We start from the raw sequence: 13,953 nt of genomic DNA, 5'->3' as shown, positions 1-13,953 counted from the left end.
CGCACGATGGCCATTCTGATTCCCGAGCAACCGAAAGATTGCGGTTACGGCGAGCGGATCGTCTATGAAAAACTCGGCCGCGATCTCCACGAAGACTGGATCGTTCTGCACTCGCTCGGCCTGCACGGTCACGACACGAAGATATGGGGCGAAGCGGACATCGTCGTGCTCTCGACCAAAGGTATCTTCGCGCTGGAAGTGAAAGGCGGACGCGTGTCCTGCAAGGACGGCGTCTGGACGTTCGGCGAGCCAACAGGGCGCTCTTACACGAAGCGCGAGGATCCGTGGACACAGGCAAAGACGACGATGTTCGCCGTGCAGAAGCGGCTACGCGATGCCGATCCGGTCTTCTCGCAGATTCTCTTCGGCTTCGGCGTGGTCATGCCAATGGAAACTTTCATTGCGTCCGGCGCGGAAATCGAACCAGCCGTGCTGCTCGACAAGAGGGATTTCCGAGACAATCTGGGAATGTACCTCGGCACGTTGCAGCGCCACTGGACCGAAAGCTATCGACTGAAGCACGATCGGCACTATCGGGCTCCGACTGTCGCCGAACTAAAGCTTGCACGCCGCATCCTGCGCCCGGACGTTGATTCCGCCTTCAGCTTGGGCAGCTATCTTACCGGCGTCGAGTCTGAACTCGTGTCTCTGTCGAAGGATCAGGTGCGCGCGTCACGGAGAATGGCGGCCAATCCGCGCACGCTGGTGAGCGGGCGTGCCGGCACAGGCAAGACAGTGATCGCAATTGAACGGGCACGCAGTCTCGCGCGGCAGGGGGCGCGCGTGCTCTATCTTTGCTTCAACAATCTGCTTGCGCAGCATCTGCGCATTGCACTTGCGGACGACCCGGCACCGGCGCACGTCGACGTCTGGCATGTGCACGCGCTCTATCGCAAGATCATCGGCGATGCGGGCATGCTGGACCGGCTCGAAGGCGTCACGAATCCCGCTCTGCTGTATGGCCGAGTGTTTCCGCGCGCGTTCGTGGACGCTGCACTTGAAATCGGCCTGGAACCGTGGGACGCTCTTGTCATCGATGAAGCGCAGGACCTTCTGACGCCCGACAACATCGATGCGTTCGATCTGATGCTCGGTAATGCGGGCATCAATCGTGGGCGCTGGCACATCTTCTTCGACAAGCTGCAGAACATCTACGGCACCGACGTTCAGGACCAGGTCGGGAAGCGGCTGGCCGAAGCTCAGCCGACATTTGATGATCTCTTCGAAAACTGCCGCAATACGCAGCAGGTCGCGGTTCAGGCGTCCATCATCTCGGGAATCGATCTGGCGCTCGAACAGGCACCGAAAGGCCCTCCTTGCGACAACGTCTACTACCGGGATCCTCGGTCGTTCCTCACAAAGCTCAACGAAACGGTGGCGCGGCTCATCAGGCAGGACGTGTGTCCACAGGACATTGCGATCCTCTCGACGCGCAAGCGCGAAAATTCGCTGCTCGCCGAAGTGGCCGAAGTTTCGGGCATTCCGCTCGTCGACGCGGCTCACGCGAAAGAGGGTGACATGATCTTCTCGACGATGCACGCGTTCAAGGGCCTCGAGCGGGTGGTGATCCTTGCAGTCGACATGGAACAGATGGGAGTGGCGGAGCAGTCGATGCTGCATTACGCCGGTCTGTCGCGCGCGCGCGGGCTCCTGCATACGTTCCTGCCCGAAGCGTGCCGGCAAACATATGCGAACCAGGCTGCGCAGTTCGGAGAGCGCAGGACTCACGAGACGCTTTGAAACCGGATCAATGATGCAACAAGAAACACACCGCTTTTGCGGAACTCGATGACATGAGCGGCGGATTTCATGCGGGAATCAGGGTTCGGCTAAAGTCGAATCCGGCCAGAACCGGCGTTGTCGGGGGAAACAGCGGGCAATCCGGCGTCGCCCCGCTGGCAGGTCATCTTCGCCGATCGCACCGATTTCGTCCCGGGGCTCGCGCTCGAAGTCGTCCCGGCCGAAGGCGGAAACGTCTTCGACGATGTGCGTAGACTGCGCTTCGGACATGCGCGGGAACTGCGATCAGCGCTCACCCATTCGCGGCTCGGCGGAAAGCTCGCCGACCTGATCTACAGCCTCTACACGACGAACACCGACTTCTACGCCTATCAGTTCAAGCCGGTACTATCCTTTCTCGACTCGCCTTCCCGCGGCCTGCTTATCGCAGACGAAGTAGGTCTGGGCAAGACCATCGACGCCGGGCTGATCTGGACGCAGTTGAGAAGCCGGGAGGATGCACGGCGTCTTCTCGTCGTCTGTCCGGCGATGCTTCGGGAAAAATGGCGCGATGAGCTTGCCGAGCGCTTCGGCGTCGATGCGCGCATCTGCAACGCCGGGGAAGTGGTCGAGCTTCTCGAGCAGGCGCAGGGAAAGCCGAATGCGTCGTTCGCGGCGATCGCGAGCATGCAGGGTCTGCGCGCCCTCGCTCCGGAATCCGACGACGATGACATGGCCGAAAACGCAAATGAATTGCCTGAATCGTATCACCGCCGCAGACGGACGCATCTTATGCTGTGTCCACGGCAATTCATGTGGAGACGATCATGGCGCTGAAAATCGATGACTTGCCGGGCGCGATCCGGCAAGCAAAAAAGGAACTGCGCGCCGCGCTGCCGAACTACCGCGAAGTGTTCGCGCAAGTCGAGCAGACGATCGGCGAGGAAGCGAAGCGGATCGCCGCGCGGCGCGATCGCGGCGAAGACGTCATTCCGGAAATTCAGTTCGCCGACATCACCGAAGGGCGCGTGAGCGGCGAGCAGATCGCGCTCGTCAAGTCGAGCGGCGCGTGCGTGATCCGCAATGTCTTTCCACGCGCACAGGTACAGCAATGGGATGAAGACATCGCGCATTACGTGGAACGAAATCGCCTCGACAAGCGCCTCGAAAACCGCGCCGAAGACAAGTACTTCGGTCAGCTCGCGTCGAGCAAGCCGCAAATCTACGGCGTGTACTGGTCGAAGCCTCAAGTGCTGGCTCGCCAGTCGGAATCGCTGACCGCGGCGCGCGTGTTTCTCAACAAGCTCTGGCGCAACGAGAGCGAAGGACGCGTTCACTTCGACCCGGAACATGTGCCGGTTTATGCCGACCGTCTGCGCCGGCGGCCGCCCGGTTCCGCGTCGCTCGGCTTGTCGGCGCATTGCGATGGCGGCTCGGTCGAGCGCTGGATCGAAGGCAATTTCCGCAAGGTGTATCGCCACGTCTTCGCGGGCAACTGGCGCGATTACGATGCGTTCGACGCCGCTTTCCGTCCCGATGTCGAAGAGATCGCATCGCCGGCCGTGTGCTCGATGTTCCGCACGTTCCAGGGCTGGACCGCATTGACGCCGCAAGGTCCGGGCGACGGCACGCTGCAGCTCGTGCCCATCGCCAACGCGATGGTGTACATCCTGCTGCGCGCGCTTCAGGACGACGTCGCCGACGACGACCTGTGCGGCGCGATGCCCGGACGCGCGCTGTCGATCAGGCCGGAGTATCACGCGCCGCTGTTCGAGGCGCTGTCGTCGATCCCGAAGATGGATGCGGGCGACACCGTGTTCTGGCATAGCGACGTCATTCACGCGGTCGAAGACGAACACAAGGGCGCCGGCTACAGCAACGTCATGTACATCGCTTCCGCGCCCGGATGCGCCAAAAACGACGCGTATCTGAAGCGTCAATTGCCGAGCTTCCTGAAGGGCGAAAGCCCGCCCGATTTTCCAGGCGATCATTTCGAAGTCGATTTCGAAGGCCGCGCGACGCCCGACGACCTGACGCCGCTCGGCAAGTCGCAACTCGGATTCGAACAGCGCGCGTGAACGCGTCGCTTCATAAATAAATAAAACCCGGAGACAAGCAATGAAACGATCAACGATGTCGGTTGCGGCAGCCGTCGCGATGTTCATCGCCGGCACGCACGCGGTAACGGCCGCCGAACAGATCTCGGTCCTGCACTGGTGGACTTCCGGCGGCGAATCGAAAGCGATCCGCGTGCTCAAGGACGACATGAGCAAGCAAGGATACGAATGGAAGGACTTCGCCGTCGCGGGCGGATCGGGCACGGCGGCCATGACCGCGCTGAAGACACAGGTGATCTCGGGCAACGCGCCCTCCGCCGCGCAGATCAAAGGACCGCTGATTCAGGACTGGGCCGATCAGGGCGTGGTCGTCACGATCGATCAGGCCGCGGCCGACTGGAAAGCGCACACGCCCGCGCAGATCGACAACGCGATGAAGTCGGGCGGACATTACGTCGCCGCGCCGTTCTCGGTGCATCGGATCAACTGGCTGTGGATCAACAAGGCGGATCTCGACAAGGTCGGCGGCAAGCCGCCCACGACGTGGCCGGAGTTCTTCGCCCTTGCCGACAAATTTCGCGCGGCGGGCATCACGCCTGTCGCGCATGGCGGTCAGCCGTGGCAGGACATGACCATCTGGGAGACGGTCGTGCTGTCGCAAGGCACGGACTTTTATCGCAAGGCGCTCATCGATCTCGATCAGAAGACGCTCACGTCGCCGCAAATGATTCAGGTCTTCGAGACGGTGCAGAAGATACGCACTTACTTCGACAAGGCCTATCACGGCCGCGACTGGAATCTCGCCACCGCGATGGTGATCTCGGGCTCGGGCGGCATGCAGTTCATGGGCGACTGGGCCAAGGGCGAATTCGCGAACGCGAGCAAGAAGGCGGACGTCGACTTCGTCTGCGCGCCCGCTCCGGGCACGTCGAACGCCTACACGTACACGGCGGATGCCTTCGTGTTCTTCCAGCAGAACGGGAAGAAGGATGCGACGCCGGGACAGATCGCGATGGCGAAGACGATCATGTCGCCCGAAATCCAGGAACAGTTCAGCCTCAACAAGGGTTCGATTCCCGTTCGCCTCGATGTGCCGATGGACAAGTTCGACAGCTGCGCGAAGAAGTCTCGCGCGGACGAGCAGGCGACGATCAAGTCGGGCGGCTTCCTGCCTTCGCTGGCTTTCGGCGAACTTCAATCGCCGGTGACGGCGGGCGCGATCACCGACGTCGTGACGAATTTCATGAACTCGAACGAGGATGCGAAGGAAGGCGTGCGCAAGCTCGCCGCCGCCGCGAAGATCAAATAAAAGGCGCATCCGCAGCGCCGACGCCTTCATAAGAAGCCTTCCCGCCGCCCGATGGAATGTGGACTCAACGATTGTTCCCGTCTGGCACTAACTTCCTGGATTTTTCGCTGTGGATACTCGGTCATCGGTTCGCCGCTTGCGCGACGGACCGCACCGAAACGGGGAATGCCGCGCCGGCGAGCCCGATTTTCCACTTCTCCAGGAACCGTCATGAACACGATCCGCGTCTGTGGCTTGAAACGCCTGCCGGGCAAGTTGCTTAGAAAGTTCTCGCCGGCGCGCGCGCTGGCGACACTCGTCGTCGCCGTGTGCGCGTGGGGCGGCGCGCAGGCCGCGAACGCCGAAGACAAGGAAGTGACGATCGCGTATCAGCAGATCGTCGATCCCTGGGTCGTCGGCATCGCCGATGGCTCCATCGCCAAGGCGACCGGCTACAAGATCAACTGGCGGCAATTCGAATCCGGCGCGAAGGTGGCGACCGCGATGGCCTCGGGCGACATCAAGATCGGTGTGATCGGCTCCAGCCCGCTCGCCGCCGCCGTCAGCCAGGGCGTGGACGCGCAGCTCTTCTGGATTCTCGACAACATCAACGAAGCCGAGGCGATGGTCGTGCGCAACGGCTCGGGCATCGCCAAGCCGGCGGATCTGAAGGGCAAGACCATCGGCGTCCCGTTCGTCTCGACGACGCACTATCACACGATGTTCGCGCTGCAGCACTGGGGCATCGATCCGTCGTCGGTGAAGATTCTCAACATGCAGCCGAATCAGATCGCGGCGGCGTGGGAGCGCGGCGATATCGACGCTGCCTACGTGTGGGATCCGGCGCTCTCGCAACTCAAGAAAAGCGGCAAGGTGCTGATTACGTCGGGCGATCTGTCCAAGCTCGGCAAGCCGACGTTCGACGGCATCGCGGTCGATCGTGCGTGGGGCGAAGCGCACAAGGACTTCATGGCGAAGTTCGTCAAGGCCATCTCCGATCTCGATGCGCAATACCGCAACGATCCGGCCAAATGGACCGCGCAGTCGCAGCAGGCCGCGGCCATCGCGAAGACGATCGGCGGCGCGCCGGCCGACGTGCCGGGCTCGCTTTCGCTGTATGGCTATCCGTCGGCGCAGGAGCAGGCGACGAAGCAGTGGCTCGGCGGCGGCGCATCGAGCCGCGCGGCCTTCGCGCTCAAGGACACGGCGGACTTCCTGAAGCAGCAGAAGCGCGTCGACGCCGTGCTGCCGGACTATTCGAAGTTCGTGACGGCGGAATACGTCGAAGCCGCGGAAAAACTGAAATAAGCCCGGCCGCGCGCCGCTTGCCCTTGGCACATCCGAGTCCGGAGGACATATGGGTTGCATGCAGGTGAAGAACGTGAGCGTGGTGTTTCCGGGCCGACGCCCGGGCGAGCGCGTGCAAGCGCTCGACGGCATCGATCTCACTATCGGCGATGGCGAATTCGTCGTCGCGCTGGGTGCGTCGGGTTGCGGCAAGACGACGCTTTTATCGCTGATGGCGGGTTTCATCGCGCCGTCATCGGGTGAGATGCTGCTCAACGGCAGGCCGGTAGAAGGGCCGGGCGCCGATCGCGGCGTCGTGTTCCAGAAGCACGCGCTCTTGCCGTGGCTCAACGTGCTCGACAACGCGACCTTCGGCCTGAAGCTGCAAGGCGTGCCGAAGGCGCAGCGCGAGGACATCGCGAAGCGCAATCTCGCGCTCGTCGGCCTTCAGGATTTTCATCGGCACATGATTTATCAGCTGTCGGGCGGCATGCAGCAGCGCGTCGGCATTGCGCGCGCGCTGACCTGCGATCCGGCGATGCTGCTGATGGACGAGCCGATGGCCGCGCTCGATGCCCTCACGCGCGAGACCATCCAGGAGCTGCTGCTCGATGTCTGGCAGCGCACGCAGAAGATGTTGTTCTTCATCACGCATAGCGTTGAGGAGGCGCTTTTTCTGGCGAGCAGGCTGATCGTGATGTCGCCGCGTCCGGGCCGCATCACGCATAGCTACGATCTCGATTTCAACCGCCGCTTCCTCGCCACACGCGATGCGCGCGCGATCAAGTCCAGCCCCGATTTCATCGAGATGCGCGAGCGGGTGCTCGGCATCATCTACGGCGACGAGCGCGCCGCTCATCATGCGGAGGAGATTCATCATGGTTAAGCGCGCATCGATGACGGTGCCCGGTCCCGCGATCGACAGCGGCATCGGCGCATCGCGGCGTCCGCCGGGCCGGCCCGCGCGGCAATCGAAGAAGAAGCCGGTGAAGCCGGGCGACACGTTCGGCGTGCCAGGCTACGGCAGCAGCTTCGCGATGAGCATCGCGACCGTCGCCGTGCTCGTGGCCGGCTGGTTTCTGATCACCGGCATGCACTGGGTCAAGCCGCTCTTTCTTCCGTCGCCGCAAGCGGTCTATGCGAAGTTCATCGCGGTGGCGAGCGATGGCTTCGCGAACTCGACGCTCGCGGAACACGTCGTCGCGAGCTTGCTGCGCGTGTTCGGCGCATTCGCGCTCGCGTGCGCGACGGCGATTCCGGTCGGCGTGATGATGGGCGTCTCGCGGCACGCGCGCGGCGTGTTCGATCCGCCGATCGAGTTTTACCGGCCGCTGCCGCCGCTCGCGTATTTGCCGCTCATCATCATCTGGTTCGGCATCGGCGAGTTCTCCAAGATCTTCCTGATCTATCTCGCGATCTTCGCGCCGCTCGCGATCGCCGCGCGCGCGGGCGTGCGCTCGGTGTCGATCGAGCAGATCCACGCCGCGTATTCGATGGGCGCGTCGCGCACGCAGGTCGTCACGCATGTGATCCTCAAGTCCGCGCTGCCGGAGATTTTCACGGGCATGCGTATCGGCATCGGCGTCGGCTGGACGACGCTCGTCGCGGCGGAGATGGTCGCTTCGACGCGCGGTCTCGGCTTCATGGTGCTCAACGCGGCCGAGTTTCTTGCGAGCGATGTCGTCATCATGGGCATCATCGTGATCGGCTTCTTCGCGCTTTGCTTCGATCTGCTGATGCGGTATCTGGAAAAAGCGATGGTGCCGTGGAAAGGCCGCGTGTGAGGCCTTTCAATAGCCGATCCTGAGCGGCTCGGGATGCGTGCGGCTGATCGCGAGTGTCGCGCCGACCTTGAAGCCCGAAAGCGTGATGGATGCCGTGAACGGACGGCATCCGTTCGCCGCGTTCGGATCGAGCGCCGAATTCGCCTGGAACGACTGCGTGACGCCTTCGGCCGCGAAGTACACGGTGACGTCGTTGCCGCGTCTGACCGCGAGCGCGGCGCGCGGTCCGTTGAGCGAGTCGAGGATCGGATCGCCGCTGCAATCGGGCGATGCGAAATCGACGACCTTCGTCGCGAGCCAGTTGAAGTCGGTCGCGGAAAAGTGAAAGGTCGCGTCCTGTACGCGCGCAATGGGAATCACGGCGGTTGCGTCTCCGGCCGTCAGCGCGACGCCGTTTTGCGCGGCGAAGATCGTGAGATCGCCGATGACGTGACCGTTCGCATCGAACACCCTGACAGGGCGATGCCTTGCCTGATGCGCGAAGTCATCTGCGGGCGATGTTGTTGCGTATAGCGCGATCAGCGCTCCGATCAGCCAGTGCCTCATGTCGGTCTCCGTGCGGTCCGTGCGCGTCTTCCGTCAATAAGCCACGCGCAACGGCTCGGGATAATGCTGCGTCAGCGGATACGTGCGCTCGATGGCCCAGTAGTTGGCGCCTTGGTCAGACAGACTCGTCAGGCAGGTCGTCGCCCCGGTAGACGGATCTGTCTGCCTGAACGACCACACTTGCACGTTGCCGGACATTTGCTTGCCCGCGATATAGACGGTCACGTCGGCGCCTTCTCTGAGCGGCATCGCCGGAGCGGGGCTGCCGGCATCCGCGACGGCGACGCTTCCGGTGCAATCGCGCGATGGGTACGGCACGAACGTATAGCCGACCCATTCGTATTGCGAGGCCGAATACTGCAACGGACCGACGCGCTTGTGATTCACCGCCACGAAGACGGGCTCGCCGTCTATCGCGAGATACACGCCGTTGACGCCCGAATAAACCTCCAGCGGGCCGACGCGCTTTCCCTGTGCGTCGTACACCATCGGCTGGCGCAATGTGTTCTCGCCGGAATGCGCGCGATCGTCGCGTTTATCGCGTTTATCGGCGGCGCTCACGCTCGCGCACAGGACGAGCAGCACAACAAGCATTCGACACATGAAGCGTCTCCGTCGATCGTGCCCGATCAATATCTGATGGTGAGCGGCTCGGGATAATGAGCCGTCAGCGGATAGTTCGTCTCGGCCGTGAATGCGGGCACGGGCGCGGTCGATGGCGGCATGTGCCCGATAGTCGGCGGCGGCGTGCACTGCTTGCCGTCGAAGACCGCGACGACCTGAGCGGGCGACGAGTCCGTATCGCCCGCGATCAGGAGCGTGACGTCCGCGCCCGTTCTCATCGCGATCGACGGTCGTGGGCCGCTGCCGGGAGGAATGATCGGCGAGCCGCTGCAATCGGCGGTCGAGTAGTCGAATGGTCCGTAAGTCGACCACTGGAATTTCGCCGAGTCGTACGCTTCGCCGTTGTTGTTCAGGCGCGTGATCTGCGCGAAGACGAGCGCGCGGTCGATCGTGAGGAACACGCCGTCGTAGCCGCCGTAAGAAGCAAGGCGTCCGATAAGTTTGCCTTGTGCATCGAATACTTTCAGGGCGGGCTGGTCGCGATGTCGTCGCCAGTCCTGCCGGTCGTCTGCGTCCGCATGCAGGGACATTGCGCTCACGGCCGACAGGACCACGAAGATAAGCGACAGACGCATGAGGCGTCTCCTTCCACTGACGACGTCCGCATGGGGCTTGCGGACCGGATTCGACTGTTCAATGAGCATAGGTTCGCGATGCGCTTATTTCAAGCGCCGCGAAGTCATGGATAGCTTTGCAAATCGCCGTCGGCTCGTTCGTCTTTGAATGAGACCCGAAGGAGCACGCGATGAGCGGACGCGATTTTCTCGAACAAGGCCCTCTTGCGGCCATCGACGGGGTGAGGATCGGCGAGTTGATCGGACTCGATGGCGACGCTGCGTCCGCGTTCGTCGTCTACCCTGGCCAGCCGGGGAGCGCGGCGCTCGTCGCGCGCACGGTCGTCGATCTGCGCGGCATGCATATCGGCCGTCAAGTCGCGCTGATGTTCGAAGCCGGAGACCCGACGCGCCCGATCATCATCGGCTGTCTGATCGGATGCGAAGCCTGGCCGTTCGACGATGCGCCCGCACAGATCGATGTCGACGCCGATGGCAAGCGGCTTCTCGTGACGGCGAAGGAGCAGATGGTGCTGCGTTGCGGAAAAGCCAGCATCACGCTCACGCGCGACGGACATGTGCGCATACGCGGAAGCAGCGTGTCGAGCAGTGCGTCAGGACTGAATCGCATCATCGGCGGATCGGTGCAGATCAACTGATGCATGTCGCCGTGGACACGACGAAAGCCGACGAAGCCGAACCGGTCGCGGACTCGGCGAGCGGCGTGCTTTTCCGCGTGCTGGAGCAACATGTCGAAGACGCCGCCGCCTTGCGGCGAATCCGCTCCCGTCTCGTGCGCGCGCCGCATGTGAGGCTCTCCGATCTGACACGGCTCGACGAACGCATCGCGGCGCATCTCGACGGCATCGCCGTGGCGGGACGCGCCGGCCTGCGTTCGAGCATTCGGGCGCTGGAGCACGCGGGCAAGGGCGAACTGTTCACCGCCGCCGTCGGTTGCATCGAGGCGCGTTCGGACCCGGCGATCATGCGGCTGCTCGCTTTGAGTCAGGCCACGCCCAATGCCAGAGCGGGCTTTCATTCGGCGTTCGGCTGGGTGAGTCCGGGCCGTCTCGCCGGTGTCGTCTCGATCCTGCTCGCGTGCGACGACCCCGCCGCGCGACTGGCTGGCATCGAGGGATGTGCGCAGCATCGCGTCGATCCGAAGCGGCATCTCGACGCGGCGCTCGTTTCCGACGACGCTGTGCTGCGCGCCCGGGCGCTGCGCTGCGCGGGTGAGATCGGCCGCGTCGATCTGCTCGGAACATGTCAGGCCCATCTCGATCACGCGGACGCGTCATGCCGGTTTCATGCCGCGCGATCCGCGCTGCTGTTCGGCGATCGCGACGAGGCGCTCGAGGTCATTCGCGATATTGCGGCTACGCCATCCATGTTCGGCGACAACGCGCTCGCGCTCGCGGCGAGCGTGCTCGCGCCCGCCGATGCGCATCGATGGCTGGAGCGATTCGCTTCTAAACCGGAGAGTGCGCGCAGGCTGATTCGCGCCGTCGGTTTCACCGGCGATCCACGTTATGCGCAGTGGCTGATCGGCCGTATGGACGATGACCGCGTGGCGCGGCTCGCGGGCGAGAGCTTCAGTCTCATCACGGGAGCCGATTTCGTTCGTCTCGGGCTGGAACGCGCGCCGTTGGCATCGGGGAATTCCGGCGGCGAAAAAGATGCCGATGCCGCCGAGGAAGAGGACGACGGCGCGCCTTGGCCGGACCCCGACAAGACGCGCACATGGTGGCACGCCAACAAGGCGCGGATGCCGGGCAGCGGGCGCTATCTCATGGGCGCGTTGTCGTCGAAAGCGCAGTGCATCGACGTGTTGCGCAATGGCGCTCAGCGGCAGCGCGCCGCGGCGGCCATTCAACTGCGCCTCGCCGATCCGCGCAGCGTGCTCTTCAATTGCGCAGCGCCTGCATGGCGTCAGCGACGCGCATTGCAGGCGATGGATTGACGCTCTTTCAAAACGATTCTTCGTGCTTCGTCTTAACACTGTTCGCGATAGGGGGTCGTCAATGTGGAGCATCGAGAATCGGACTGCCTACGAAGTCGATACGTCATGGACGCGCGACAAGGAGGGCACGCACGAATGGATCGTCGCGGTAAAGGCGACCTATGACATCACGCCGGCGGGACCGCGGCTCGCGGACGAGCAGACGCCGCCGGTCGAGACCGCCGAATACACCGGCACGCCCGGACGGTCCAGCCTTCGCTACGACTCGGACTTGCTCGGGCCCAAGCCGACGACCGACATCGTGCTCAACGGTACCGCTTACGCGCCCGGCGGCAGGCCCAGCGACGACTTTCTGGTCGGCATGCGGGTTGGGCCGGTTCGCAAGACGCTGCGTGTTCGCGGACATCGTAAATGGGGAAAAGGGATGCCCGGACGCATGCTGGCGGAGCCGGTCGTCCGTCTGCCGGTCATCTACGAGCTCGCTTATGGCGGCTACGATGCGCCCGGCGACGACCCCGCCAGACACGGCTATGACGCCCGAAATCCGGTCGGGCGAGGCGTAGTCGGCGCAGGGCAGAGCCGGGAAGGCATGGCGATGCCCAATTTCGAATACCCGAGCGGACGTCTGGACAAGGATGGCCCCGCCGGGTTCGGCGCCATCGACAGCTTCTGGTCGCCGAGGCGGGAACGCGCCGGCACTTACGACGATGCGTGGATGCGCGATCGCTCGCCGCTGTTGCCCGAGGATTGGAGTCCGCACTCCTTGCAGTGCGCTCCACCCGATCAGCAACCCGCAAGCCCTCTGCAGGGCGGAGAGCCGGTCGAACTGATCAACCTCACGCCCGCAGGGTCGATGTCCTTCGCGCTGCCGAAGGTGCGCCTGGCTTTCACGACGCGCATCGACACCCGCGACGAGGAGCATCGCGCACGCCTTTCGTCGGTGATACTGGAACCCGATGCGCTGCGTTTGATGCTCGTGTGGGTCACGGTTCTGAAGGTCGAAGACGAACCCGATTATCTCGAGAGCACGCTGGTCCGCGAGAAGGATTACCTGTCATGAGCGCACGCGTCGCCATGGCGGCCGCCGGTGCGCGCACGCCGCTCGGTCTCGGGGCAGAGGCAAGCGCGGCGGCCGTGCGGGCGGGTATAGGGGCGGCGCGCGAGCATCCGTTCATCGTCGACAGGCTCGGCAACTACGTGAACCTGGCCTTCGACGCCGAACTCGACCCGGGGCTGCACGGTCCGTCTCGTCTGCTTGCGCTGGCAGGTTTCGCGTGGCGCGACCTGACGCGCGCCCTCGCTCACCTGGGCGAAGCGCCGCTTCGATCGCCGATGATGGTCGCGCTGCCGGAAATCCGCCCTGGCTTCACGCATGAAGACGCGAGCGCCGTCATGCAGGGATTGCGGCGGCTGGGCGGATCGACGATCGATCCGATACAAGTCTCGGTGCATGCGCAGGGGCACGCAGCCGGAGTAGCGGCCTTCAGGAAGGCGAGCGAGTCGCTCGGAAGCGGCGAACTGGACGCGTGCGTCGTCGGCGGCATCGACAGCTATCTGCATCCTGAGACGCTGAATTGGCTCGACGGGCGCAGGCAGATCGCAGGCGAAGGATCGAGGAGCGGCTTCGTCCCCGGCGAGGGCGCGGCATTCTGCCTGTTGATGAGCGACGCCGCGTGCCGGCGGCTCGGCGTTGCCGAAACGATGCACCTCGTCGCCGCTGCGACAGGATCGGAGCGCTGCCTCATCAAAACGCGCGAGGTGTGCGTCGGCAAGGGTCTGACCGCGGTCGTGCGAGACGCGCTGACGAGCGCGCCGGGCGCGCGGAAGACGATCGATCATGTCATCTGCGATATCAACGGCGAGCGTTATCGAGGCGAAGAGTGGGGGTTCGTCTGCCTGAGACTGGGCCGGCATTTCAAGGATGCCACCGGCTATCTGTCGCCAGCGGACGTCTGGGGCGATGTGGGCGCGGCGTCCGGGCCATTGTTCGCGATGCTGGCTCATCAGGCGGCGTCGCGTGGCTATGCGGCAGGCCCGAGAACATTGATCTGGTCGAGTTCGGAGGCGGGCTTGCGGGCCTGCGCGCTTTTCGAATCGGCCACGATGCCGGCCGCTTCGCGCCATTGACTTGCTC

Annotated in this window: 14 protein-coding genes; 11 read left to right on the top strand and 3 right to left on the bottom strand. The window is 63.8% G+C overall.

All coding sequences use genetic code 11. The annotated features are described in order from the left end of the window. Nucleotides 1-6 precede the first annotated feature (6 nt). The 7 genes from NCS67_RS30140 to NCS67_RS30110 all read left to right on the top strand — a co-directional run bounded on the left by NCS67_RS30140 (nt 7) and on the right by NCS67_RS30110 (nt 8,135). Nucleotides 7-1,740, top strand: coding sequence for a nuclease-related domain-containing DEAD/DEAH box helicase (locus tag NCS67_RS30140; RefSeq protein WP_284504202.1), 1,734 nt, complete (start codon nt 7-9; stop codon nt 1,738-1,740). 117 nt (nt 1,741-1,857) lie between these two features. Next, on the top strand, nt 1,858-2,556 hold the full coding sequence (locus tag NCS67_RS30135; protein WP_250437756.1) for an SNF2-related protein: 699 nt from the start codon (nt 1,858-1,860) through the stop codon (nt 2,554-2,556). Then, a complete protein-coding gene (locus NCS67_RS30130) occupies nt 2,547-3,797 on the top strand; it encodes a DUF1479 domain-containing protein (RefSeq protein WP_008345371.1) in 1,251 nt (416 codons plus the stop codon). Before NCS67_RS30135 ends, NCS67_RS30130 begins: the two co-directional genes overlap by 10 nt. A gap of 40 nt (nt 3,798-3,837) precedes the next feature. After that, entirely contained in the window at nt 3,838-5,085 is a 1,248-nt protein-coding gene (locus tag NCS67_RS30125; RefSeq protein ID WP_502801887.1) for an ABC transporter substrate-binding protein, read from the top strand. Nucleotides 5,086-5,295: 210 nt separating this feature from the next. Then, nucleotides 5,296-6,372: a taurine ABC transporter substrate-binding protein gene (gene tauA, locus NCS67_RS30120; RefSeq protein WP_250437755.1), complete on the top strand. Its 1,077-nt coding sequence runs from the start codon at nt 5,296-5,298 to the stop codon at nt 6,370-6,372. A gap of 49 nt (nt 6,373-6,421) precedes the next feature. Continuing rightward, nucleotides 6,422-7,237: a taurine ABC transporter ATP-binding protein gene (locus NCS67_RS30115; RefSeq protein WP_008345374.1), complete on the top strand. Its 816-nt coding sequence runs from the start codon at nt 6,422-6,424 to the stop codon at nt 7,235-7,237. 10 nt (nt 7,238-7,247) lie between these two features. Further along, complete coding sequence (locus NCS67_RS30110; RefSeq protein WP_200889158.1) at nt 7,248-8,135, top strand: ABC transporter permease subunit; 888 nt, start codon at nt 7,248-7,250, stop codon at nt 8,133-8,135. 6 nt (nt 8,136-8,141) lie between these two features. On the opposite strand, the gene NCS67_RS30105 is transcribed toward NCS67_RS30110, so the two are convergent. From NCS67_RS30105 to NCS67_RS30095, 3 genes are read right to left on the bottom strand one after another with little or no spacing between them, the layout of a single operon-like run. Continuing rightward, on the bottom strand, nt 8,142-8,681 hold the full coding sequence (locus NCS67_RS30105; RefSeq protein ID WP_008345376.1) for a hypothetical protein: 540 nt from the start codon (nt 8,679-8,681) through the stop codon (nt 8,142-8,144). Between the two features lie 33 nt (nt 8,682-8,714). After that, nucleotides 8,715-9,284 (bottom strand): hypothetical protein, encoded by a 570-nt coding sequence (locus NCS67_RS30100; protein ID WP_250437754.1) that lies wholly within the window; start codon nt 9,282-9,284, stop codon nt 8,715-8,717. Between the two features lie 26 nt (nt 9,285-9,310). Continuing rightward, nucleotides 9,311-9,880: a hypothetical protein gene (locus tag NCS67_RS30095; protein WP_250437753.1), complete on the bottom strand. Its 570-nt coding sequence runs from the start codon at nt 9,878-9,880 to the stop codon at nt 9,311-9,313. A 170-nt stretch (nt 9,881-10,050) separates the two neighbouring features. On the opposite strand from NCS67_RS30095, the gene NCS67_RS30090 reads away from it, so the two are divergent. The 4 genes from NCS67_RS30090 to NCS67_RS30075 all read left to right on the top strand — a co-directional run bounded on the left by NCS67_RS30090 (nt 10,051) and on the right by NCS67_RS30075 (nt 13,946). Continuing rightward, entirely contained in the window at nt 10,051-10,518 is a 468-nt protein-coding gene (locus NCS67_RS30090) for a DUF6484 domain-containing protein (protein ID WP_250437752.1), read from the top strand. Nucleotides 10,519-10,529: 11 nt separating this feature from the next. Continuing rightward, entirely contained in the window at nt 10,530-11,819 is a 1,290-nt protein-coding gene (locus NCS67_RS30085; protein WP_250437751.1) for a TIGR02270 family protein, read from the top strand. Between the two features lie 61 nt (nt 11,820-11,880). Continuing rightward, entirely contained in the window at nt 11,881-12,879 is a 999-nt protein-coding gene (locus tag NCS67_RS30080) for a DUF2169 family type VI secretion system accessory protein (protein WP_250437750.1), read from the top strand. Further along, the gene (locus NCS67_RS30075) at nt 12,876-13,946 is read left to right on the top strand and encodes a beta-ketoacyl synthase N-terminal-like domain-containing protein (RefSeq protein WP_250437749.1); all 1,071 of its coding nucleotides are present in this window, start codon (nt 12,876-12,878) and stop codon (nt 13,944-13,946) included. The genes NCS67_RS30080 and NCS67_RS30075 overlap by 4 nt, the downstream gene beginning before the upstream one ends. Nucleotides 13,947-13,953: the final 7 nt, after the last annotated feature.

This window comes from Caballeronia sp. ATUFL_F2_KS9A (assembly GCF_023630765.1).
GTDB lineage: Bacteria > Pseudomonadota > Gammaproteobacteria > Burkholderiales > Burkholderiaceae > Caballeronia > Caballeronia zhejiangensis.
Note: the sequence above shows the minus strand (reverse complement) of the source record. Positions and strands in the feature narration are given on the sequence as shown.